The following is a 25,436-nucleotide window of genomic DNA, read 5'->3' as shown; positions in this document are numbered from 1 at the left end:
AAAGCAGGGTACTCTGTACTTGAATAGTACTTCATTACCACCGCTACGCTACATTGACATCTCTTTTAAGAACTTCTCGGCATCGCCTCGCGGCGGCCTCTTTTTTATATCTTCATCGCTGGCCTTGCATGGGAGTCTCTGTGCTCTCCCGAGCGTCGGCACGCGCCTCGGTATCTCTTTTATCCCCTTCCCGACATCCGCCGTTCCGGTCTTTTTTTCCCTTCCTTTCGGTTGGGAGTGCAAAGGTAGGAATCTTTTCCGAACTTCCAAATAAAATGTTTTTATTTTTTCGTCCCGCTTCTTCCCGCCACATGCCTTCAACCTCGCCCCCTCTCAGGGGCTTCCCGTTCTTTCCGAACCGGGTTGCAAAGGTAAGAACTTTTTCCCCTTCTCCAAGAACTATTTCAAAATAATTCTTGATCCCTCTCAGCCTCTCTTCCCTCCTGCCGTTTCCTCCGAAGCGGGATGCAAAAGTAGAAAAAATTATCGCCAGTGCAAACACATCGCCGAAGAAATTTGGGAAAAACCCATAACCCAATGAAAATCAACCAAAAAAAATCAGCGACCCATGCAAACTTTTTGAGCGAATACGTGTTTAGCTTGCTTTTCCAGCATTATTGGCATTGACAGCAGTCATTTTAAATCAAGATTTCATAGAGTAAAACAATTAAAAAATGATTTACAAGCTGGCAATTAAGTTGGTTTTCCCATTTACAAGTGTATAATATAAACTGAAAGGCATTTATTTTTTCTTAAAACTTTTATAGATTAGGGTTATGATATCTATTAAAGTGTGGGTAAAAGACTTGTTAGGATTGTTATTTCCTAAACTCTGCAATGCTTGCGGAACTCCACTGTTTCAAAATGAAGATATCATTTGTACAAAATGTTTACATGATCTTCCATTTACGGATTACCATAGCTACCAAGAAAATAGAGTTGCAAAACAGTTGTGGGGAAGATTACCCGTACATGGAGCAATGGCGATATTGTATTTTAGAAAGGGGGGAAAGGTTCAAAGCCTGATGCATAACCTTAAATACAACAATAAAACAGAGGTGGGCATATTTTTGGGCGGCCTGTTAGGAGATCGATTAAAAACCGGTTCTATATATAAGGATATAGATCTTATCATCCCTGTTCCGCTTCACCCTAAAAAATTTAGGTTGAGAGGATATAATCAAAGTACTTTTATAGCTCAGGGAACGTCAGAGAAAATGGAGGTGCCGTTTAGTGAAAAATTTTTACTTCGAAGCAAGGCAACCGAAAGCCAAACCAAGAAAAGCAGATACAACAGATACGAAAATATGAAGGCTGTTTTTAGGGTTGAGCAAGAAGAGCAGATTAAGGGCAAGCACATTTTGCTTATTGATGATGTGATTACCACTGGTGCAACGCTGGAAGCCTGCGCAAATGAGCTCTTGGAAAATGGCGCTCTTAAAGTGAGTATTGCTGCCTTGGCTTTCGCCGAATAATTGTTGATATTTGATACATGCGTTTCATTGCGATCTTCTGTTTGTTTTCATTTATTTTTTTTGCCTCTTGCAGAAAGGGCGAACGCATAACGCTTGACCCCAATGCAAAATTGACTATTTCAAATGATAGCGTACTGTTTGACACCATTTTCACCTCCCTAGGCTCAACTACGCAGCGGATCAAATTGATTAACTATAATCTTGACGCCTTAAATATTGATGAGATTAAACTATCTGGAGGAAACTCATCGCCATTTAGTATTAATATCAATGGAGAAAACACAATCAGAAGAAACAACCTGGTTTTAAATGGCCAGGATTCTTTAAATCTATTTATTAAAGTTACGATTAATCCTAACGCCAAAAATTTACCCTTTCTAGTTCAGGATTCGATTATTTTAAATTCTAATGGCAACGAACAGATTATCCAACTCATTGCTTATGGCCAAAATGCTGTTTTTATTAATAGTGGATCGGTTGGATCCAATACCATTTGGAACAAAACATTACCTTATGTGATTAATAACTCTGTTACGATAAAAAATGGAAGTACGCTAACGATTGAACCTGGAAGTCGAATTTATTTTCATAAGGATGCTTCTATGATTGTGGAAGGAAATGTGATGGCGTTAGGCACTGCTACGGAGCCGATTCAATTTTGTAGTGATCGCCTAGAGCAAACTTACAGCGATGAGCCTGGACAGTGGAAAGGAATCTATCTAAAGCAAATGGGCAACGGTATAATTAGAAATGTGATTGTGAAAAATGCTTCTGTTGGAATTACTTCGGATTCGCTTTCAGTAAACCCAAATCCGAAATTGATTTTAAGCAACAGCGTTCTGAAAAATATGCAAGTTGCAGGCTATATTGGGTATCACTCTGAATTGATTGGCTTTAATAACCTGTTTTATAATTGTGGTAATTATTTAATTTATGCTGTTGGTGGGGGAAGATATAACCTGAAACAGAATACTTTCGCTGGATACAATTCGAATTTTGCTCGGAAAACCGCAGCATTAAGTTTTTCTGATTATTTATCGAGCAGTAATTACAACAATTTGTATTTGGAATTGGCTAACAATATTATTTGGGGAAATCTAACCAATGAGTTGGATATCCAGAAGAAAACTACAGCGCTTGTTCAAATTGCTATTTTAACTAACCTAATTAGAACCTCAAATGCTAATTATAATGTTAATGGTAACCTATTAAATACAGATCCGCAATTTATGTCCAATAGCTCGGGTAATTTTGAGTTATCAGAAAATAGCATGGCTTTAAAAAAGGGGGCAAATCTCCTCTCAGATCCATATTTCTCTCTTTATTTGAATCGAGATTTAATGTATAGACCAAGAGTTTTTCCTTCATCTTTAGGTTGTTATGAAAAAAAATAATTTTTTTAGGAACGGCACAAAACAATTTGATGCTAAGCTCGTTTATATATTCGAGAGCGTTAATTTAGATGGTAAGGGTCGATAATTCTTAATTGAATATCGGCCCTTTACTTTTTAAAATTGATTGAAAGTGCAGTGTGGAAATTAATTTCTCTGATGCGGCTCTTAAATCTTAAACCACCATTTTAGGCATTTGCCACTTTAATAGTACCCCAACAGTTTGTTTTTTAAACCAGATTGAAGCGATATCCTTTTGGTTTCTTTTTCGAAACCAAAAGATTTAGCGTAAAGCTGGCCTGTCATTTTACTGGGATGCAGGTTTTGCTTTTCTTAAAATAAAAAAGCAGTTACAAATTGATGCAACTGCTTTAGATTTTGGATTTGATAAAATGTATTATTTATACAATGGAAATTTGCTTACCAATTTGTACACTTCTTCTTTAACAGCTTGTAGGTTAGCTTTGTCTTCTGGATTGGTTAATACTTGATCGATTAAATCGACAATTTGTTCCATTTCCGTTTCTTTTAAACCTCGTGTTGTAATTGCGGCTGTACCTACGCGGATGCCCGATGTTACAAATGGTGATTTATCATCAAATGGAACCATATTTTTATTAACCGTAATTTCTGCTTTTTCGAGGGCATTTTCGGCTACTTTACCAGTTATGTTTTTATTGCGAAGATCGATTAACATTAAATGGTTATCGGTTCCACCAGAAATGATTCCGTAACCTTTTGCTACAAATGCTTTTGCCATAGCTTGTGCATTTGAGGCGACTTGTTTAATGTAAACGCCATATTCATCACTTAGCGCTTCACCGAATGCAATGGCTTTCGCTGCAATGATATGCTCTAGTGGGCCACCTTGTGTACCTGGGAACACTGCCATATCCAATAAACTGCTCATGGTACGAATTTCTCCTTTTGGGGTTTTTAACCCCCATGGGTTTTCGAAATCTTTTCCCATCATAATCATACCGCCACGAGGACCACGTAAGGTTTTATGTGTGGTTGTGGTTACGATATGGCAATGTGGAAGTGGGTTGGCTAACAAACCTTTAGCGATTAAACCTGCTGGATGAGAAATATCGGCCAATACTAATGCACCAATTTTATCGGCAACTGAACGAATGAATGCATAATCCCATTCGCGTGAGTATGCTGAAGCGCCACAAATAATTAACTTTGGTTTTTCGGCCAAAGCAACTTCCTCTAACTTTTTATAATCTATTAAACCTGTTTCTTTTTCTACGCCATAAAAAAATGGTTGATAAAGTTTGCCTGAAAAATTAACTGGAGAACCATGGGTTAGGTGACCGCCGTGAGCGAGATCAAAACCTAAAATTTTATCGCCTGGCTGAATTACCGCGAGCATTACAGCGGCGTTGGCTTGTGCACCAGAGTGTGGCTGAACATTTACCCAAGCTGCGCCAAACAATTCTTTGGCTCGATCTATAGCAATCTGCTCTACCACATCTACCACTTGGCAACCACCATAATAGCGCTTTCCTGGTAAGCCTTCGGCATATTTGTTGGTTAATACTGAACCAGCAGCTTCCATTACCTGCTTGCTTACAAAATTTTCTGATGCAATAAGTTCTAAACCATGTTCTTGTCTGTTTAGCTCTTTATCGATTAGTTCAAAAATTTGGGTGTCGCGTTTCATCCTTATAGTGGTTTGTATTTTTTCTGCAAAAGTAAGAAATTTATTGAAACTGTTGTGGAATGAATGTAAGCAAGTTGATGCTTTTGATGCACCATTAGCTACTGGTTTTTACTTTGAAGTTATTATATCCGCTGCCAATTGTGATTTCGATGATTTGTTGTTGGAGCATTTCTAAAATGGCTAAAAAATTATAAACGAAATGCACCTTATTTTCGGAGTTTTTAAGCACAAGTGCAAAATCGATTTGTTTGTTGATGTCGAGCAGGTTGGCGATAAAATGTTTCTGTTGCTCTATAGTATATGGGTATTGAATTACGGTATGCTTAACTTCTTCGCTCCTCAATTCATATTTTTGCATGGTTTTGTGGTAAACCATTAAAAGTTTGTATAAATCTAAAGAAAGCAATTCGTCTTGGTGGGTGGATGATTCTGCCGCAATGGACAGATCGTGCTCGATGTTACCTCTCCGCTCTTGCTGCAACCTTACATCTTCCAAAACTTTAAGTTCTTCTGCTACGGACTTGAATTGTTTGTAGGCGATTAACCGGGCGATTAAATCTTGCTCGGGATTGATTTCGTTTCCGGCATCATCCATTTCGATCCGTGGAAGGAGCATTTTGGATTTAATCCTCATCAATGTTGCTGCAACTAAAATAAACTCACTTGCAACTTCTACATTGAGGGCTAGCAGTTGATGAAGGTAAGCCAAAAAATCGTTTGTGATTTGGGAAATCTCCACATCCTGAATGTCGAGTTCGTCCCTCTCAATAAAGAACAACAACAAATCGAAGGGCCCTTCGAATACTGGGAGTTTGATTTCAAAATTTTCTGCCTGCATCTTTGAAAACAAACATAACAAATTTATATTTATTCATAAAAATGCTGAAAATCAACAGCTATGCTATATTTAAAAACAAGTAATTGTAATATTGATTTGTTATTGAATATCTATTCACTATTTTCATAAATATTAAAACAAAAATACCTTTCTTTGTATCTTGTTTTTTACCCAAAATACCGAATGCAAGTAAAAGCTGGCCCCCTATTATCTAAAATTAACTATCCTGCTGACTTAAAGCAATTTAGTGAAGCTGACTTAGAACAAATAAGCCAGGAATTACGACAATACATTATAGACGTAGTGAGTGTGAATGGTGGCCACTTCGCCGCCAGTTTAGGCGTTGTAGAGTTAACTGTTGCCCTACACTATGCCCTAAACACGCCATATGATAAACTTGTATGGGATGTTGGGCACCAAGCTTACGGACATAAAATTCTTACTGGGCGAAGAGCATCTTTCCATACCAATCGTATATATAAAGGCATAAGTGGTTTCCCTAAAATTAGTGAAAGCGAGTATGATACTTTTGGAGTAGGCCATTCTTCTACTTCAATTTCTGCTGCTTTGGGGATGGCTGTTGCCTCTCAAATTAAAGGTGAAACAGATAGACAACATGTTGCCATTATTGGCGATGGTGCAATGACGGCTGGCCTCGCTTTTGAAGGCCTCAATCATGCAGGTATCGAAAACAGTAATGTTTTGGTGATTTTGAATGACAACTGCATGTCTATTGACCCTAATGTGGGTGCGCTTAAAGAATATTTGACCAGCATTACTACGTCAAAATCGTATAATCGGTTTCGTGATGATATTTCTCATGTACTTACAGGCTTATCAAAACTAGGTCCTAATGCACATAAATATGTTAAGAAGATTGAGAAAAGCATAAAAGGTACGCTATTAAAACAAAGTAATTTGTTTGAGGCCTTGAACTTTAGATATTTTGGCCCTGTGGATGGCCATGATGTTAAACGTTTGGCTGCGATAATAAAGGACTTGAAGGATATTCCTGGCCCTAAGTTATTGCATTGTATAACGGTTAAAGGCAAAGGCTTTGCTTTGGCAGAAAAAGATCAAACTAAATGGCATGCTCCTGGCTTATTTGATAAAATAACTGGCGAAATTAAGAAGAGCATTCCTGACAAACCTCAGCCACCTAAATATCAGGATGTTTTCGGGCATACGATGGTAGAATTGGCTGAAGCCAATAACAAAATTGTTGGGATTACCCCAGCAATGCCTTCAGGATCATCGTTAAACATTATGATGAAAGCGATGCCTACACGAGCATTCGATGTCGGAATTGCGGAACAACATGCGGTAACTTTTTCTGCTGGTTTGGCAGCTCAAGGTTTAGTTCCTTTTTGCAACATTTACTCCAGTTTTATGCAAAGGGCTTACGATCAGGTGATTCATGATGTTGCCATTCAAAAACTAAATGTTGTTTTCTGTTTAGATAGAGCAGGTTTAGCAGGCGCAGATGGTGCAACGCATCATGGTGCTTACGATATTTCATACATGAGGTGCATTCCAAATTTAGTGGTATCCTCCCCTATGAATGAAGAAGAGCTTAGAAACTTAATGTACACCGCTCAGTTGGAGAATGTTGGTCCTTTTGTGATCCGCTATCCAAGAGGTAATGGTGTTATGCCCGATTGGAAAAGGCCTTTTAAAGCTTTGGAAATTGGAAAAGGAAGAAAGATTTGTGATGGAGAAGAAGTTGCGCTTTTAACCATTGGACACGTAGGTAATTTTGCTGTTGAAGCACGTAATGAGTTAAATAGTGAGGGGATTTATCCTGCGCATTATGATCTACGTTTTGTAAAGCCACTAGATCAAGAGTTATTGCATGAAGTTTTTTCTACATATAAACACATCATCACGATAGAAGATGGTGCTTTGCAAGGCGGTGTAGGCTCAGCTGTGTTAGAATTTATGGCAGATCATAACTACAGCGCAAATGTTGTTCGCTTAGGCATTCCAGATTTATTTATTGAACATGGAGAACAAGCAGAGCTTTGGGCAGAATGTGGTTATGACAAAGATTCGATTATTGCTACAGTAAGAAAGTTTGCTGTTAAAAGAGTAACCGATAGCATGACCGGATAATTTATGAAGTGAATTAAAATAAAAAGCCCCATAGACTTAAACAATCTAATGGGGCTTTGTTTTTTATACCATGATCTTTCTAAAAGTCATGGTAGATATTTCGGAAAGTACTCCTCAATCCAAGGGTAAATAATCCAGTATTGCTTGCTCCTAATACGTTGCTCTCTCTTCTAAAAGTACCCGCAAGCTCTAAGCGCAGGTTGTATTTCGGATTTAATACATAAGCCACTTGACCTTTAGCATAATATAAATCTGTACCAATACCCTGGCCTACATGACTACCATATTGAACCGAACGGGTTTCATAACTCTTGAAGATGTTGCCTCCATAATTGGTTCCTTCAGGATCTAAACCATATCTAGAATAAAGTGCTTGCCCTTGGAAGTCGAACCTTTTATAGCTGTAGCTCAATATTCCTAAAAATTCTCTAAAATTCGCCCCATATGGGTGGGCCAAAGCTTGATTGTAATTTGAGTAATTCGAGATACGATCAAAGTGTGCATAAGTATATGGTCTTGCTGTATTAAATTCAGCGAGATAATTTAATCCTGTAACTTTAAATAAATCAGATCCACGCACACCGAATTGAACGGCAAATTTGTTTGCCCAATAACCATTTCCTGCGAAAAATTCTTTTGCTGTGAATTCATCGAACATAAATTGACCATATAGACTGGTTTTCTTCAAGAGTTCATACTTGAGGTTTAAGCCCAAACGCATTTTATCTGGAGAGGTGGTATTGGTATTTTCTACTGGCCTCAAGAAGATAAAGGGATGGATATAGTTGAAATCGAAACCCCTTTTACCTTCAACTTCGGCATCTGCCCAAGTTACCGCTTGGAAGAAACCTACTGAGAAACGTTTTGTAGCATTCCAATCCACATAATGTGCAGCCATCCACTTGCCTCTATCTCCTAATCTCCTATCCGTTGTTAATTTCTCTGCGCCAGGATCTAGCATATAAGCAAATATGGTTTGATATTGCACACTGCCCAAACTTGCCCTGATTCTGAAAAAGGAATAGTTTGAAGATACATCGGATAGCAGCATCGAACGATAGCCATCTCCAATAAAATTCTTATCGTAGCCTAAGGCGAAATTTAAGTATTTACTTGGTGTGTAAGAAACCAAAGCGGTAACGTATGACCAGTCTTGCTTATCTACACCAAGCTTACCAAAACCTTGACCAGGAACAACTTGATTCTTGACAATAAAATCATTTACGTATTTCGCGAACTTGCCTTGGTTTTCAAATCCGTTTAAGTAAAAAGAAAACTCTTTACCTACATTTCCCCCAACTTGAAAACCTCGGGTATTTAACCAAGTTGTTCGGCTATTGCTTACATCTCTACCAATCTGAAAATCAGGAAGAAAATCTGCGTAAATGTTGTAGTCTTCGCTTTTGAACTCCAAAAGATGTTCTTGAAAGAGTTTGCGGTGAACCCAACTTCTTTTGTTAAGACTATCTGTACCATAATTAATCAACGAATCGTAACGAAGTTTTAGGGCATCATCATCCGAATAGAAACCCTTTATGGATGAGTGAAACTTATAGTTTTGATCGTAAACCGCAGGGCTAAGTTTTTGATAAAACTGATAATCATATGGAATAATCTGGTTTGGCGTGGTATTCTGCGCTTTTGCGTTTAAAACAAAAAAGGCCATAAAGGCCATTAGTAAATGTTTTTTCATTAATTTTTATTCTTTTACAAGCTTATCTAATTCTTCAAATATCGAGTTTTTACTTTTAAATTCAGGCACGAGTTTTTTCATATTAATCACCACCTGCCTATCGTTTCCGGATTTTGCGGTACTAATTAATTGGTATATCTGTTCTTCAACCTCGGCAAAGATATATTCGCGAACCTTACCAATCATAATTTTTTCGTGGTGAGTAGGCATCGTATTTTCATTGTCGTTCAGCAACTCTTCATAGAGCTTTTCTCCCGGTCTTAATCCAGAGTATTCAATTTTGATATCAACATTGGGTTCTAAACCAGCTAACCGAATCATCTTTTTAGCGAGCTCAACGATTTTTACAGATTTCCCCATGTCGAATACGAATATTTCCCCACCTTGCCCCATACAACCGGCTTCTAAAACCAATCGACAGGCTTCTGGTATGGTCATAAAATAACGGGTAATTTCGGGGTGGGTAACGGTAACCGGACCACCCTTTTCAATTTGCTGTCTGAAACGTGGAATAACCGATCCGTTTGAGCCCAATACATTTCCAAAGCGGGTGGTGATAAATTTTGTAATGGGTTTAACTTCTAATTCGTTGATATAACTCAATCCGTTGCTAAATATAAAATCTTTCGTACTTAGTGAGTTATTTAAAGATTGCACATATATTTCGGCAATTCTTTTGGAAGCGCCCATGATGTTTGTCGGATTAACAGCTTTATCCGTAGAAATCATCACAAATTTTTGAACGCCATATTTTACAGACATATCTGCAATCGTTTTTGTACCTAAAACATTCGCCTTAATCGCTTCGGCAGGATTGTCTTCCATTAAAGGCACATGCTTATAAGCGGCTGCATGATAAACATAGTGAGGCTTATAAGTTTCGAACAACTTATCCATCCGCTGATGATCTCGAACGTCACCTACGAAAGCATGAAAATTTTTATTGCGGTTGGTTTCTTCCAGTTCTAAGTAAAGCTCATGCAAAGCGGTTTCAGACTGATCGCACAAAATCACTAATCCAACATCAAATTTTGATAATTGACGTACAATTTCACTACCTATTGACCCCGCAGCACCGGTAATAAGGATGCGCTTTTTGTGTAGCATTTGTCCGATACCTTCAATATCTATCTTAATTGACTTCCGGTTAAGGAGATCCTCTATATTTAGTTTTTGGATTTGTGTAGGTTGCAGCTTTCCATTTTCCCATACATCTGGAGGTGGGATATTGAGAATTCTAATATCATTTTCGAGGCAAAGATCTACGATTTGATCTTTTCTTTCATCGGGAATGGTGTAGGAGGCAAATATAATTTCATCCAATTCATGTTTTTGAATCAGCGCTTCCAAATTTTTAGCATCTAAAATTTTAACCCCATCAATTGCCTTGCCTACTTTGCGCTCATCATCATCAACAAAAGCTATAATACTTTTGTTTACGCTTCCATCATGATCAAAGGTCCTTTTTGTAGCTAATCCAGCCTCGCCGGCTCCATATATGATTACCTTGACCTTATCAAGATTCAAGTTTTTGATGTAAAGAAAGAAATACTTAATTAATACCCTATAGGTAATTAAGAATAGGAAACTAGTTAAGCCATTGGTAATTAATATAGTGTTTGATATAAGGGCACTTTTAAAAAAAGTAATGTAAACCAGGTTTAGTACGAAGAAGGTGCCATTACTAATTACAACAGAAAACAGAATGCGGAAAGAGTCTTGCGCACTTGTATATCGAATGATGCCCGTAAAGGTTTTAATATGCAGAAAGACCGCAACATTAATAATGCCCATGATGAGCAGGTTGCGGGCGAGCTCAGGAATTTCGATTGCCGTTACGTCCAAATTTTGCTTTAATGAATAAGCAAAAACCAGCGAACAGGTGCAAATGATCAAATCCAACAAGAATATGATCCAGCGTGGAACAATATTAATTTGAGTAAACAAAATACAATAGGCTTAATTTTAACATAAAGGTAAGTATAAATTTATTTCAAAGTAAAATTATAATTACCTAGTCTTACCGTGCAAGTACCTTGCCAATGATTTAAGCTTTTGAAAGTAATTTACTTCTGCCTTCAACCAAAAACCGGGTGGCAAGAAACACAATGGCCGATAATACGATTAATCCCAGGCATAGCGAAAGAGATTCTTTAATAACAAAAATCAATAGAAAATTGATGATCGCCTGAACGACGAAATACAAAATGGAAACGTAAAGGTGAGGCCATTTTAATTCATTGGAAAGATATTGGTAAAAGTGACTGCGATGAGCCTCAAAGATATTTTCTTTACGCAATACTCTAAATCCGATGGTTACTACGGCATCTAAGCCATACACCAATAACAACAAGATGTAGTTAAAGTTAGATGTTTTAAGGATAAGTTGCCCAATTAAAAATATAACAATAAACGCAATGCTAATGCTTCCTACATCACCTGCAAAACATTTAGCTTTATTCCTAAAATTAAAGAAATTAAAAACAATTAGGGAGAGACCTACGGCTATTAATAATGAGGACGAAGTAAATGGAGTAACAGAGCTGTTGATATAAAACAGCATAATAATTGCCAAAAAACTGTAAGATCCTGTAATTCCATTAATCCCATCCATAAAGTTATAGGCATTAATAGTTCCAATTACAAAGATTAAAGCAATGATGATCCAATACCAAGGGTACTCAAATAGATCCCATTGATAAAACAGGAGTAATACAGACAGTAAATGCACACTCAACCTAACTTTATTGTTAAGGGTATGAATATCATCCAAAAAGCTAATAAAAGCTATAGCGAATAAGCCAGCAATAAAAAATGGATACTGAAAGCCAAAGCAAAAGAAAAACAAAATGGCCCCGATGGGAAAAATTATTCCACCACCTCTAATGGTAACATAAGTGTGGGAACTTCTGTGATTGGGTTTATCAATAATATTAAATTGATCGGCGAGTTTGAAGTAAACTACCTCGACAGCAAATAAAGACATTAAGAGAATAACCGCAATAACAATAGACATTGTACTTATTTAAAAAGCTAAAGTAGTTTATTCTACTGCTTAAAGAATTGAACAAAGATATTAAACAATAGGTGATCTGAAAGAGTTGGCTGTAATTTTCAATCCTTCTCTTGTTGTTAAAGGTAATTCGCTATTGATTGCCTCTTTTATCTTCACGTTGCTCACAATATAATTTTCAGTGAGCTTATTTAGTCGTTCAGTATTTAAGGGTAGTTTAACAAAATCTCCAATCTTGGCGGCAAAACGAATTAGATTTGATGAAATCTTCCATAATTTCGGTTGTTTGCTAAGAGAATCAGAAAGAATCTCCACTACCTCATTGGTAGACAAGGCCTCATCATCCGCTACATTGTACACTCCTGAAGGTATATCTTTTTCTAATAAAGATTTGATTACAAAGCATAGATTCTCTACACTAAGAAATGACCTCGTGTTTTCAAAAGCCGCTAAGGGATAAGGAATCCCTTTCTGAACGAACTTATAAAGTAAATTCAAATTGCCTTTGTTTCCTGGCCCATGAATCATACAGGGCCTCAAAATGTAATAGGATTTACCTTCGGGAAGAACTTGGCTTTGAATATATTGTTCTGCCATGAGCTTTGATTTCCCATAATGTGTTTTAGGGTTAGGAAAGTCTTCTTCTGTAAGAATTCCTTGTACAGAATCCGCACTTGCCTTAACCGAACTCATGAAGATAAATTTCCTAGCTTCGGATTTAAGAAAGGCATCATAAAGTTTTTTAGTTAATTCGAAGTTAACGTCATAATACTCTTCAGGATTTGAAGTTTTTTTGAGATCGTGCGCTTTGCCAGCGAGATGAACTACAACATCACAATCAAAGATGTTAATTAAAGTATTAGATATTAAACGCCTTTCAAGTTTTTCTACATCATAACCTGATGCTATCAAGTAAGGCTCTAAATTCAATCCTACGAATCCCGAAGCACCTGTTACGCATAACTTACTCATATATCTTAAAAGTTTCAGAAATAACATGGGCTAACGACATTTCTTTAACCATTTTCTCTCTTGATTTCAACCCCATATTTATTCGCAATTGCGCATCGTCAATCAGCAGCTTAAGTTTTTCAGCTAAAATTTTGCTGCTCTTGACAGGCACCAAAAAACCATTCAAACGATCATCAACGCACTCTTTACATCCGATTGCGTTAGTTGTTACTATTGGTCGGCCGATAGCCATCGCTTCTATAAGCGATTTCGGAAGTCCCTCTCGGTACGAAGGTAGGCAGGTAATATCCGATTGCTGGTAAATATGTTTTACATCAGTTCTGAAACCCTGCCAATCCAGATATTCGCCATCGCAAAGAGCATTTAGCTCAGCTTCCTTAATATGAGCAGGATTCTCTAAATCAATTCCACCAACAAGTATAAACTTGATTTGACCTTCGTATTGAGCTCTTAATATATTTGCGGCATCTATAAATTCCATAACACCTTTATCCTTAAGCATTCTAGATAGCATGGTTATATATAACCTGTCTTTTTTAATTGGTGGGGTATAGGTGAATTCATTTTCATCAACACCCGAACCTTTTATAATCACATTATTCGAAGGCGTTAGAAAATCTAATTGACCATAAACTTCTTTGTCATCAGGATTCTGAAAAATAAAATTCGTTGCTTTAGCTTTAAATGCCAATTTCAAAAGCTTAATGAGAATCACTTTGCCAACCGACTTTCTATCGTCAGTAAATGAATACCCTAACCCGCTTACAGCATTAACGACTTTTACTGGTTTCTCAATCGATTTCGATGCAATTGTACCATAGATTGATGGCTTAAGCGTTATATGATGAATGATATCGGGCATATGCTCCAAATAAACAGAGCGTAGTTTTAATATTAAAAATACCTCTTTCAATGGATTAGTTTTGGATCTTTCAAATGGAATTTCAATAAATTTAATACCGTATGATTCAACTATCTGCCTTTTGCCAGTATCTTTGGTTAACAAGTAAACATCATAACCACGCCTAATTGCTTCTAACGCAATTGGCAATCGATGTGACAGGAAAAACCAATCAACATTAACCACAAAGAATAATTTCTTTTTCAAATTAGTTTTTTAATTGATTTCTGTACCATGCCTGGAACATTAATACCGTCCATAAGTGGTGCTGCCAGTTTCTTTTACCACTTAGATGCTCTTGCCATTTTAATCTTATTGGCTTTGGATTTAAAAATCCATCTTTAATCATTTGATTTTCGTTCAATAAATCCTCAGACCAAGCTCTTAAAGGACCTCTTAACCAAGCATCAATAGGAACACCAAAACCCATTTTTGGTCTTTCGATTAGTTCTTTTGGCACATATTTATAGAGTACTTGTCTTAATAACCATTTTCCTTTCCCCTCTCTTAATTTATAAGCGAGTGGTACTTTCCATGCAAACTCAATAACTCTGTGATCAAGAAATGGAACTCTTGTTTCTAAAGAATTAGACATGGCAGCACGATCAACTTTTACTAAGATATCATCGGGAAGATAGGTTAGTAAATCCAAGGCCATCATATTTTCTATATTTGAATCATTGTCAAATTGATTCAATTTATATTCATTTTGAGCTAAACCACCTATTACTATACAATCATTATCTGGCCACTGCGTAATTAATCTGTTGTATAGCTCTTCTTGGTTTTTACTGGATATAACCGTGGATGACTTGTGAATCTTATCACCAAAATTCTCCATTCTATATTGTTTAGGTACAACATTTCTAACTCCTTTATAGATGGAATTCCATGCTTCGGGTGAAATGAAATTAATCGATTTTGCAAGAGTTTTTCTAAGACTTAGTGGGAGTTTATCTAATTTAGACCAAGTACTATTAGCCATAATATATCTATTATAACCGCTAAATAATTCATCACCAGCGTCACCTGAAAGCGATACGGTTACGTTTTGTTTTGCCAATTTTGTTACCAGGTAAGTTGGTATTTGGGAGGAGTCGGCGAAGGGTTCATCATAGATCTCATGTAGTAAAGGAATAACATTTAATGCATCATCAGCTCTCACATAAAGCTCTGTATGTTCAGTACTCAGGTGATTTGCAATCGCTTTTGCGTGTTCAGCTTCATTGTATCGTTCTTCATCAAAGCCTATAGTAAAAGTTTTAACTGGACGAGAGGATTGTGATTGCATTATACCTACAATTGTGCTTGAATCAATTCCCCCTGATAAAAATGCGCCTAAAGGAACATCAGATAACATTTGCTTTTTTATGGAATCCGTCAATAGCGAATCCAAGTCTTCAATCAACTTAATTGGATCATTCGCTTGCTCTCTTTCTAACTGTGAAAGTGCAATAATTTCTTTTAAATCCCAATATTTAGTTATTTCTGGAGTTTGATTTTTTATGGAAACTTTTAATATTGAACCTGGCACCAATTTACTTATACCTAAATAAATCGATTGTGGTGCAGGAACATAGCTATATTTAAAATAAGAAGCTAGAGCATTTCTATCAATCTCATTTTTAAACGATTTATGACTTCTCAATGCTTTAAGCTCAGACCCAAAAACAAAGGTGTTACCTTGCCAACCGTAAAATAATGGCTTTTCCCCCATCCTATCTCTAACCAAATAAAGTAATTCTTCTTCCTTATCCCAAATTGCGATAGCAAACATTCCAGTGAGCGATTTAATAGTCTCATCGATCCCTATTAATTCAACGGATTTAAGAATAGTTTCAGTATCAGAGTGTCCTTTCCATTGAATTATAGATTCTCTTTCAAGAGCTGTTCTCAATTCTAAATGATTATAAATTTCGCCATTAAAAATTAAGACATACCGGTTTGAATCAGACATCATAGGTTGATGGCCATGTATAGACAAATCGAGAATGGATAACCTTCTATGTGAGAAACCGATTCCTCGATCTTCATCACTCCAAACTCCATAATCATCTGGCCCCCTATGCTTTATGGCGTCCCCCATATTCCTAAGTTCTCTTTCCGCGTTATCCTTTTGAGTTCTATCTCTTGTTAAAAAACCTGCAATGCCACACATATATTATTTTGAAAATTGGTTGTAAGTATCTAAATACTTTCTTATTATAAAATCGATCAGAAAATCATTTTTATCCTATTTTGGCCCTTTGAACTCCGTTTTTTGCGCTGTATCGTCAATATCAATCATTTTAATTAACTTGATATCCAAATAATCTGTATTTTTCACTGACTGTCGTTCATTTTTGTAATTGTATTTTCAGCAACTACAGCGTCTATATTGCCCTTCTTATAAACCATTTATAACACATATATTAAATATTATTAAATATTGACAAATAATGGACCACGTTAGACTCAACCGAATAATATTTTTGGAAATAGAGTTTATTTTCAATCCCTACTTGTTTAAAAAAAGATCGATTTCGAGAAACATCAATAAAAGCTTTTCTCCATTCATCTATAGTGGTCGCATGTAAATTCTTTTTACTTCTATTTATTTTAACATTTGCTTCCAAAGGTGTTGATATTGTAGGAATGCCACAAGCCATATATTGCACAAGCTTAAATCCACATTTCCCTCTATTAAATAAGTTATCTTCTAAGGGCATTATTCCAACGTCAAATTTGCTAATTTCTATTGGTTCAGAAGATTCATTCCATTCTATAATTGAGTATTTAATATCTTTCAAAAATGGAATTAAAGAATCATCAAATCCAATTAGACTTAATTTATAGGGCACAAAATTTTCTAAGCTTTTAAACGCATCTAAAATTGCTATAACATTTTTACTCGTTGTTTTTGAACCAACCCAACCAATATTAAGGATATCATTTTCTACATATTCATTCTCAAACATATATCTAGAATTTGAAACGCTGGTAGGAATTTCTGTTACAGAATTATTATAAAGTTTAGCGTAAGCCGTTAAGTATGGACTGCCAGTTGTTATATGGGTAGCAATTTTCATGATAGTTGGAATTTTTTTTCCAAATAATTTTTGAACAAGTTGATGTCTTGATTTATCATAATTATGAAATATGGCATCATCGTAGTCTAAAATAAATTTTATACCTCTCAATTTTAAGTAATATTCCAATAAGGGTGGAAAAAATGGAATCAATTCATATTCTATTACAACCAGATCTTTTTTTGAAATTTTAAAAAGAACCTGAAAAATCCTCAGCAAGACTCTGCTAAATAAATAAAACAACGAACTTGACTTATTGGAGAATAGTTGAGTTAGGTAGTGATCTGAAAAGAAAGGAATTGTTTTTATTTCATACTCTTTTCTGTAATATGGAATATATTGAAACGTTCTATATCGAGAACTTGGGCCTTTCGAAGTATATTTTGTAAAAAAAACTATTGATTTATCCATTGTTAATCTTTTCAGGGGTTTTAGTTGAAGAGATCATAATTGCATTAATAGATGCTATTGGCAAAAATATTGTCCACAAATAGTCAAATTTACCCAAATACGGATTTGATGCGTTAATTAATAAAAATGCTATTAGCGCTGTAATCTGAGGTAAAAGTATAGTAGCATACAATTTATTCATCCTGGCCAATTTGATAGCTTTATAAATGATCCATAAAACAGACATTGAGTATACCAAAACTCCTATTATTCCAGTATGAAACAAAAGCGCTAAATATGACAATTCATATGCCCAGGGAGACTCGGTATCACGGACACTTCCCTCAGCAGCTCCCCCTAATCCAACACCAATAATTGGGCTTTTTTCCCATCCCTTAACCAATGCGTTGTATTGTTCCAATCTTAAATAATTAGATTCAACTTGTGGATTATCAAACTCAAAAGATGATGAAAATTCGGTGATAAAATTTTCATTATTCAACGAAAAAATAGTTAAACTTAATAAACCTAGCATCAAAAAGGCAAAAATAGGGATTATATATTTTTTTAACCTGATTTTAACTCCAGCCAACCTATATACAATATATATATAAACAGGCGCAACAATTGCAACTACCCAAAACCCTCTCCTCGCCGATAAAAGGACAATAATAAAAGCAAGTAATAGAGTAAAGACTACAACTTTTTTTGAGACAATTTTTTTATAATTGTAATCTTTAGGAAAAATTAAGAAAGACAATGAAAAAACTAAAACATACATTATTGTAGCCAGATTTATTGCATTTATTTCTACCGAGTCACCCCAATACACTGAAAAATCCTGTGCTTTTGCAATTAAAGAAAGGTCAAATGGAATAAAGCCTAAAGTCCATAAAATTAAGGCAGCAATAAAAATCATACTTGTTATGCCTCCGTAAAAAAGGCATTTCAATAGCGGATATATTTGTTCTTTTTCCACATTAAATCCTATAAAATAAAGATATAATATTGGCCAAAAAATAAATACAGTTGTAACTGCTACGGCACCTGGGTTTTGATTTGCATATCCATTAAAAAAAAATAAAACAGAGCATCCCACATTAATTATGGAAATGTTCAAAATGGGTGTATAAATTTTAAATCGTTTTAAAGCATAATCTCTTAAGGAGAATAATAATAAGCCAAGCAAAATTACGCCCCTTGGTACTTGGAAAGAAGCAGGTAAAACGAGCATTAGAAAAAAAAACAGGAACAAGCCTCCATTTATAAATTTTTTCATGCTTTTAATCGTTTTTTGACTATCTGAAATAGGCTTGAAAGGAATTTAAAATTTAATAAATGAAAAACTGAAAAATATTTCTTTTGAAAAACGATACGATATAAAATATATCTGGTTCGATTTCGAGATATTGCTTCGTTAACTTCCTTGTTAGGGGGAAGCGATTTAAAAATAATTTCGTTCTCTAAAAAATTGAGTTCTCCATTTTTTAGAGAATTATTGTTGGAGTGGATTCTATATTTAACTAAAGGCTTATCTATACAAATAGCTAAAGAAAATAAACTCGCCTTAAGTAATACTTCATAATCTTCATTCTGATTAAAAGTAGGATTAAATTCTCCAATTTGTTCGAAAGTACTTCTTCTTAATAAAACACTTGAGAAAATTATTTGATTTTGAACTAATAATTCTGAAAAAAGGTTCTTTGCACTGTGCCCTTTAATCAAAATAGACTCATAGTATTTTATCTGCTTAGTCACTGATTCATCCTGCACATTGTAAAACAACTCAAACAATGAGTAGACAAACCCAACTTCATCATTCCTTTCAATTTCAGCAACCTGTAATTCTAATTTATCCGGAGTCCATAAATCATCGCAATCTAAAAAAGCTAAAAATTCTCCAGTTGATTTTTCTATCGCAAAATTCCTGGAGGCACTTAATGGCGTATGTTCGGGAGCATAATAATATTTAAATCTCGAATCCTCATAACTTTTAAAATAGTCGGCACTACTATCTGTAGATTGATTATCCCAAAAAACAACTTCCCAATTCTGATACGTCTGAGAGATAACGCTTTCTAACGTTTCCTTTAAAAATTTATCGGAATTATAGCAATTTACAATAATACTAACTAGCGGTTGTTTAATGCCATTCATAGGGAATAATGTTGGTATCTAAAGATAACACTTCTGATTCATCGGGCCTGTGCGCTTGATCTATGATATTTGCCAATAAACTAAATTCTTCCGAAACACACTTGAAACTGTACCATAGCTTGGGAGGCATGCTCAATCTTGAATAATGACTATTATCATTAAGCAAAACCTTATCAACAGCGCCATAAGTTGCAGAGCCCTCCCTTCCATCATACACCACAATCTCTATGGCGCCAAAGGGTACACAAAAATGCTGGAAAAGTTCATGATGATACTTCCATCCTTTTATTACCCCTGGATTAACTTTTGAATAGTACGCTTCGCCAAATCCTCTAAAATTTGGATCATCCGCTTTCAAATAATGATAAACTGCACCTCTCGGATCTACAATTTGCTTAAGCCGAACTAAGCTTAGATCATGAATTTTTAAACTCTCCATTAATTATACTACTGTTGGGCCCAATCAATTCCTCGTTCTTTTGCTAAAGAAGTATATTTATCGATTTGTGCTGAGGTAACACCGAACATGTCTTTTTTATTTTGATAAAAATCTACATACCAGTTTACTGTAAATGCAATTGTTTCTTCAAAGCCCATAACCGGGAACCATTTAAGTTGAATATTAGCTTTATCACACGAAAGTTTTAAAAGATTTGATTCTTTCATAAAGCTATCAGTAGATTGATTAATCCAGCCAGGAGAATTTGACCAATTTAATTTCATTTCATCAATTAGTTCACCAACGTTTTTATTTATCTTTGAATCCGGACCAAAATTAAATGCTTGATTATATAAGTCTGAATCTTCATTATAAATCTCCGCTGCTAAATTTAAATACCCACTTAATGGTTCTAAAACATGTTGCCATGGACGAGTACTATATGGACTTCTGATTTCCACAGGTTTTCCATTAGACCACGATTTAACTATATCAGGAACGATTCTATCTTTAGCCCAATCTCCACCGCCAATAACATTGCCTGCTCTTACAGTTGCTACGCGAGGTTTGCCATCTTTAAAAAATGACAGCATGTACGACTTTGCGATAAGTTCAGCTGCTCCCTTAGAGCCGCTATATGGGTCTGCTCCACCTAATGCATCATTTTCACGATAACCATAAATCCATTCAACATTGTCATAGCATTTATCACTCGTAATCATGATACCTACTTTAATGGTATTACTCATCACCCTAATAACTTCTAAAACATTCAGTGTTCCCACCATATTTACCTCAAAAGTATTGCGAGGATCCGTATATGAATCTCTTACGAGTGGTTGCGCTGCTAAATGAAAAATAAACTCAGGTTTGAAATCTTGACATACTTTATAAAAATGATCGTAATCTTTTATATCACCCAAGTGATGTTCAATTTTTGATAGTATGCCAAGCTCCTCAATATGAGCAGGCTCAGTAGGAATACTCAACGAATATCCCGCAACCTTTGCGCCTAAACTCAATAACCAAGCCGTTAACCAGGATCCTTTAAATCCGGTATGGCCTGTTACCAATACTCTTTTATCTTTATATATATTTTTAAACATAACTTACCATTTCTTCCAAGGAGCCTTTGCTTCTTGCCAAATATTATTTAAATAATCTCTATCTCTAATTGTATCCATGCATTGCCAAAAATCATCATGCTGATATGCTACTAACTGACCATCTTTACATAAATTTTCGAGAGGCTCTCTTTCTAAAATCGTTTCATCATTTTCTAAATAGTTGAAAACTTCGTAATTAAATACAAAGAAACCGCCATTGATCCATCCTTCGCCAATTTGTGGTTTTTCTTTAAATTCTTCAATTACGCCGTTATTGTCCATGATGATTGATCCAAATCGAGCTGGTGGCCTAACTGCGGTCAAAGTAGCGATTTTACCGTGAGATTTATGAAACTCAACTAGTTTATTAATGTCCACATTTGCAACACCATCACCATAGGTTAACATAAATGTATCACCTGGATTAAACAACTTTTTTAATCTAAGCAATCTCCCACCTGTTAAGCTGGCATCACCAGTGTTATGTAATCCTACAGTCCAATCTTCAGAAAGATCATTTTGGTAATCTAATTTTCCTGAACGTAAATTAACGATCATATCACTTTTGTGCAATTTATAATTCATAAAGAATTCTTTAATCACATCTCCTTTATATCCTAAAGCTACTGCAAAATCGCTATAGCCATAAGCAGCATAAATTTTCATAATGTGCCACAAAATTGGCATACCACCAACTTCAACCATAGGTTTTGGTTTAAGGACTGTTTCTTCACTAAGACGGGTCCCCAGACCTCCAGCTAAGATTACTGTTTTCATAGTTTAATTATCTAAAAATTGTTTAATTAATTCGCAAATTTCTTCAACTTCCTGAGTTGTTAATTCTGGATGGAGTGGTAGTGTTAATATTTCTGTATAAATTCTCTCTGTAATCGGCAAAACTGCACCCGAAGAATATAGGCTAAGTAGGTGATTGGGTTTGTAGTGAATTCCTGTAGGGATATTTTTAGATTCAAGAAAAAACTTTAAATCGTCTCTTCTATTATTTTTTACTTTGATTGGGAAAATATGAGATATAATTCTCGAGTTAGAATCATAACTTAGTACTTCCAAATCTTTTACATTAGCCAATCTTAATTTATATTCAGCACAAAGGGCAATTCTTTTTGGGGCAAATTCCGATTCAAATCTAGTTAATTGAACTCTGCCAATTGCCGCAAATATGTTGCTCATATGATATCTAAAACCTTGTCTCTTTACATCAAAGTCCCAACTCCTTGTTCCAGCATATCTTTTTTCAGAATCTTTTTCAATGCCAAGTAAACGGGTATCTTTTACAATATCGAGTACGACTTTATCAGAGGTTATTATCGCACCGCCTTCACCTGAAGTTATATTTTTTATACCATCAAAAGAAAAGCATATAATATCACCGAATGATCCAATTTTCTGGTTTTTATACTCACATCCAAAAGCATGAGCAGCATCTTCTATTACTCTTAAGTTGTATTTTTTTGCAAGCTCATGCAGTTTAACCAGGTTTACCAGATTACTTGCATAATGCACAGCTAAAATTGCTTTTGTTTTTGAAGTGATTTTGCTTTCCGCGTCTTCTAAGTTAATGGTTAATGTATCTTCATAAACCTCACATGATACAGGTACGGCGCCACAAGCTGAAACTGCTTGATAAGAAGACAAAAAGGTCAAAGAGGGCGCTAAAACTTCATCACCTGGATTAGTTACAGCATCTACTGCTAAATGTAATGCCGCTGTCCCCGAATTAACACAAACCACATTAGTTTCCGCAATTTCCAAATAGCTAGCAATCTCTTTTTCAAATTTACCAACTTCGCTGCCCATACCTAAGTAACCATCTTCAATTATCACTTTTGCTACAGCATCTGCTTCCTGTTTACCTACAACAGATTTTGAAAGTCTTATCATCTTAATTATTTAATCGTCTTAGTTTATTATAAAATTGCAATATACGCCCCTTTTTTAATACAGATGGGTTAATCATATGATATTCCAAACTTGCCCCTTTAATTTTTTCAACTAATAATTGACTTACATTTTTTATATCATGATTTCTAATAAAGTAATCTATTGCCAGCTTTGAATACTGTGCATAGTTATTAATTATTTTATCAAAGATTTTGTATAATGAATCATTTCCGTCTTGAAAATCTGAATTACTTATCAGATGTGCCAGGTCAAACTCAATCGTTTCATTTAATAATCTAAAATGATAGTCTCTTTTAATCTCTTTAAATGAAAAATCCAACAGTATTGTAGGCTTTCCCAGTTTAGCTCCTTCCAAAGCTGATGTGCCCATTGCAGTTACAATGTCTATTTCATTTTCTAAGAAATTATTCAATTTATGATGTGGAATTGCTCCGTGAAATACAACTTCAACAAAATCGCTTGTATTAATATTCTTCTTAATATATTCCAAAAATGGCCCATTGCCAACAATATGGTATTTAAATTTTATAGATTTAAAACGTGGTGCAATTTCTACAAGCTTATTTATGGTATAAACAAGTATATAGCTTTTAAAATCACATAGTCTGCCTATCCAACCAACGTTAACTTCACCTTGATTTTTTATTTCACTCCTAGTATTTAGGTTAGCGTCAAATTCAACAGGCACAGGTATGTAATCTTTTTTAACTAAATTAATGGAAAGATATTTTGATGTATAATCAAGATTCGATTTATCCATAAAATAAAGTGATTCTGTCTTCATCAATAAAATCACGTATTCTCTCAATCTCTTAAATAATCTTGTATAAAAATTAGTTAGGATTTTGTAAACTCCAAAATTATTAAAGGGAATTTGTCTCAAATATGGAACTGGTAGTAATGATGGAATTAAATTTTGTGGATGCAAGTTCCAAAAAAACAATCTGGTATTGGGTTTTAACGTAAGTTCTTTAGGCCAGTAGTATGGTAAAAACGTTTGCATTACCAGTACGGCGTTTTCTGGAGGGCTTACCTCGATATTATCATTAAAAGGAATAAGAATTATATTATCTCGTTTAAGGATATTTCTTGAAATTACACCATTTTGATAATCTATTACATAAATCAGTAGTTTCGGGCAACTAACAGCTAATTCATTAGCCATTCTGGCAAATAAAACAGGTACACCAGAATCTTCTTGATAAGGGAAATAAAAGCAAATTGATTCTCGATTATCCATCAGTTATTATAACAAAATTGGCTTAATTTTTCTCCAATAAGTTTTATTTCGGGCAAATCTACATACTTTTTCCACAAGCCAATGCTCTTACTAGAGTTTTGAAGGTTATAGTTTAAATCATTCTTCTTTGTATTTGGATCCAGTCCTACAAAATCCAAAACCTTTTTTGAATATATCTCGTGATCAAGTACAAAATCCTCAAATCTTAAACGTAAGATTCTTGAATCCTGGCTCTCAATAACATTGTCCCTAATGGTTTTATATCTGAAAATAAAATACTCTATATCATTAAATCCCGTAAATTGTTGTCTAATCTTATCAGCTGTTTTAGTTTTTTCAAAATCAGGAACATACATATCAGCCGTGTTAATTTGGCTTGCATAAATATCCCTCGGATCCCTTTCCACTACTATTGAAACACCATTGTTTATCATATTCAAGCAAATGGATGGATTGAATGGGTCAAAAGCATTATTTAAAATAACATGGGTATGTTTTTCTTCACCCAATTCGCTCATCAAACTATCAACATAATTACTTACTAAACCAACAAACTGGTTTCTATCCGAATAGTATAAATCAGCACTTGTAAGTGACCTGAAAAATTTAGTTTTGAATTTATTAATGAAGACTTTTAGTGGATGAACTCTTAGATTTTCATATGGCCAGAAGGTATTTTTTTGAGTACCAGTAATTATTTTTGTAATTAGTTCTTCGGATAATTTAATAAAACGATTATTGAAGTATTGATCATAACCATGTGCAGAGGCATAAAAATAAGATAATGGGTCTGATGCCGTTTGCACCCTACCAATCCTGTGTATAAGCTTGTCAAATTCATTTAGCCTAACTCTGGAGCGAATGAGATTCCATGAGTCATATAAAGCATGGTATAGATCAACAAGGCCACCTGGCACTCTAAACAATTCAAATTCAACATAATTTGGAAAGCCAAAAACAGAGTCGAATTGCTTTAAATAATCAGTTATAGCAGTTTTACCTGAATGTCCGTAACCGGAAATATCTATTATTTTTCTCATCCTCTATAA

At 35.1% G+C, this 25,436-nt stretch carries 21 protein-coding genes; 3 read left to right on the top strand and 18 right to left on the bottom strand.

The features are described from left to right. Positions 1-112 precede the first annotated feature (112 nt). Positions 113-502: a hypothetical protein gene (locus DHW03_RS11680; protein WP_165825409.1), complete on the bottom strand. Its 390-nt coding sequence runs from the start codon at positions 500-502 to the stop codon at positions 113-115. A 274-nt stretch (positions 503-776) separates the two neighbouring features. Between DHW03_RS11680 and DHW03_RS11675 the strand changes: the two genes are divergently transcribed. Then, positions 777-1,475 carry a ComF family protein gene (locus DHW03_RS11675; RefSeq protein ID WP_109925960.1) on the top strand — a complete coding sequence of 233 codons (699 nt, stop codon included), beginning with the start codon at positions 777-779 and terminating at the stop codon, positions 1,473-1,475. A 17-nt stretch (positions 1,476-1,492) separates the two neighbouring features. Beyond that, positions 1,493-2,869 (top strand): hypothetical protein, encoded by a 1,377-nt coding sequence (locus tag DHW03_RS11670; protein WP_109925959.1) that lies wholly within the window; start codon positions 1,493-1,495, stop codon positions 2,867-2,869. 394 nt (positions 2,870-3,263) lie between these two features. Here DHW03_RS11670 and glyA read toward each other — a convergent pair whose 3' ends face one another. After that, complete coding sequence (gene glyA, locus DHW03_RS11665; RefSeq protein WP_109925958.1) at positions 3,264-4,535, bottom strand: serine hydroxymethyltransferase; 1,272 nt, start codon at positions 4,533-4,535, stop codon at positions 3,264-3,266. 94 nt (positions 4,536-4,629) lie between these two features. Then, complete coding sequence (locus DHW03_RS11660; RefSeq protein WP_109925957.1) at positions 4,630-5,373, bottom strand: segregation and condensation protein A; 744 nt, start codon at positions 5,371-5,373, stop codon at positions 4,630-4,632. Positions 5,374-5,556: 183 nt separating this feature from the next. Between DHW03_RS11660 and dxs the strand changes: the two genes are divergently transcribed. Beyond that, on the top strand, positions 5,557-7,485 hold the full coding sequence (gene dxs, locus DHW03_RS11655) for a 1-deoxy-D-xylulose-5-phosphate synthase (RefSeq protein ID WP_109925956.1): 1,929 nt from the start codon (positions 5,557-5,559) through the stop codon (positions 7,483-7,485). Between the two features lie 79 nt (positions 7,486-7,564). On the opposite strand, the gene DHW03_RS11650 is transcribed toward dxs, so the two are convergent. The 15 genes from DHW03_RS11650 to DHW03_RS11580 form a co-directional block, all read right to left on the bottom strand. Beyond that, positions 7,565-9,178 (bottom strand): gliding motility protein RemB, encoded by a 1,614-nt coding sequence (locus DHW03_RS11650; protein WP_109925955.1) that lies wholly within the window; start codon positions 9,176-9,178, stop codon positions 7,565-7,567. 6 nt (positions 9,179-9,184) lie between these two features. Next, positions 9,185-11,125 carry a polysaccharide biosynthesis protein gene (locus tag DHW03_RS11645; protein ID WP_109925954.1) on the bottom strand — a complete coding sequence of 647 codons (1,941 nt, stop codon included), beginning with the start codon at positions 11,123-11,125 and terminating at the stop codon, positions 9,185-9,187. Between the two features lie 100 nt (positions 11,126-11,225). Beyond that, the gene (locus DHW03_RS11640; protein ID WP_109925953.1) at positions 11,226-12,194 is read right to left on the bottom strand and encodes an MraY family glycosyltransferase; all 969 of its coding nucleotides are present in this window, start codon (positions 12,192-12,194) and stop codon (positions 11,226-11,228) included. A gap of 60 nt (positions 12,195-12,254) precedes the next feature. Further along, complete coding sequence (locus DHW03_RS11635; RefSeq protein ID WP_109925952.1) at positions 12,255-13,163, bottom strand: NAD-dependent epimerase/dehydratase family protein; 909 nt, start codon at positions 13,161-13,163, stop codon at positions 12,255-12,257. Beyond that, positions 13,156-14,271, bottom strand: a complete 1,116-nt coding sequence (locus DHW03_RS11630; RefSeq protein WP_109925951.1) for a glycosyltransferase family 4 protein — start codon at positions 14,269-14,271, stop codon at positions 13,156-13,158. The genes DHW03_RS11635 and DHW03_RS11630 overlap by 8 nt, the downstream gene beginning before the upstream one ends. A gap of 1 nt (position 14,272) precedes the next feature. Then, complete coding sequence (gene asnB, locus DHW03_RS11625; protein ID WP_109925950.1) at positions 14,273-16,222, bottom strand: asparagine synthase (glutamine-hydrolyzing); 1,950 nt, start codon at positions 16,220-16,222, stop codon at positions 14,273-14,275. Positions 16,223-16,475: 253 nt separating this feature from the next. Beyond that, positions 16,476-17,543 (bottom strand): glycosyltransferase, encoded by a 1,068-nt coding sequence (locus tag DHW03_RS11620; RefSeq protein ID WP_109925949.1) that lies wholly within the window; start codon positions 17,541-17,543, stop codon positions 16,476-16,478. Further along, a complete protein-coding gene (locus DHW03_RS11615; protein WP_109925948.1) occupies positions 17,536-18,801 on the bottom strand; it encodes an O-antigen ligase family protein in 1,266 nt (421 codons plus the stop codon). The genes DHW03_RS11620 and DHW03_RS11615 overlap by 8 nt, the downstream gene beginning before the upstream one ends. Next, a complete protein-coding gene (locus DHW03_RS11610; RefSeq protein WP_109925947.1) occupies positions 18,798-19,679 on the bottom strand; it encodes a glycosyltransferase family 2 protein in 882 nt (293 codons plus the stop codon). Before DHW03_RS11610 ends, DHW03_RS11615 begins: the two co-directional genes overlap by 4 nt. Next, entirely contained in the window at positions 19,666-20,118 is a 453-nt protein-coding gene (locus DHW03_RS11605; protein WP_109925946.1) for a dTDP-4-dehydrorhamnose 3,5-epimerase family protein, read from the bottom strand. Before DHW03_RS11605 ends, DHW03_RS11610 begins: the two co-directional genes overlap by 14 nt. Before the next feature lie 8 nt (positions 20,119-20,126). Continuing rightward, entirely contained in the window at positions 20,127-21,224 is a 1,098-nt protein-coding gene (rfbG, locus tag DHW03_RS11600) for a CDP-glucose 4,6-dehydratase (protein WP_109925945.1), read from the bottom strand. Positions 21,225-21,227: 3 nt separating this feature from the next. Further along, on the bottom strand, positions 21,228-22,001 hold the full coding sequence (rfbF, locus tag DHW03_RS11595) for a glucose-1-phosphate cytidylyltransferase (protein ID WP_109925944.1): 774 nt from the start codon (positions 21,999-22,001) through the stop codon (positions 21,228-21,230). Between the two features lie 3 nt (positions 22,002-22,004). Then, positions 22,005-23,126 carry a DegT/DnrJ/EryC1/StrS family aminotransferase gene (locus tag DHW03_RS11590; protein WP_109925943.1) on the bottom strand — a complete coding sequence of 374 codons (1,122 nt, stop codon included), beginning with the start codon at positions 23,124-23,126 and terminating at the stop codon, positions 22,005-22,007. 1 nt (position 23,127) lies between these two features. Next, complete coding sequence (locus tag DHW03_RS11585) at positions 23,128-24,387, bottom strand: glycosyltransferase family protein (protein WP_109925942.1); 1,260 nt, start codon at positions 24,385-24,387, stop codon at positions 23,128-23,130. Beyond that, entirely contained in the window at positions 24,387-25,427 is a 1,041-nt protein-coding gene (locus DHW03_RS11580; protein ID WP_109925941.1) for a sulfotransferase, read from the bottom strand. The genes DHW03_RS11585 and DHW03_RS11580 overlap by 1 nt, the downstream gene beginning before the upstream one ends. Between the last annotated feature and the right edge of the window lie 9 nt (positions 25,428-25,436).

Source organism: Pedobacter yonginensis (assembly GCF_003173595.1).
GTDB classification, from domain to species: domain Bacteria; phylum Bacteroidota; class Bacteroidia; order Sphingobacteriales; family Sphingobacteriaceae; genus Pedobacter; species Pedobacter yonginense.
This window is presented reverse-complemented; position numbering and strand designations above follow the sequence as displayed.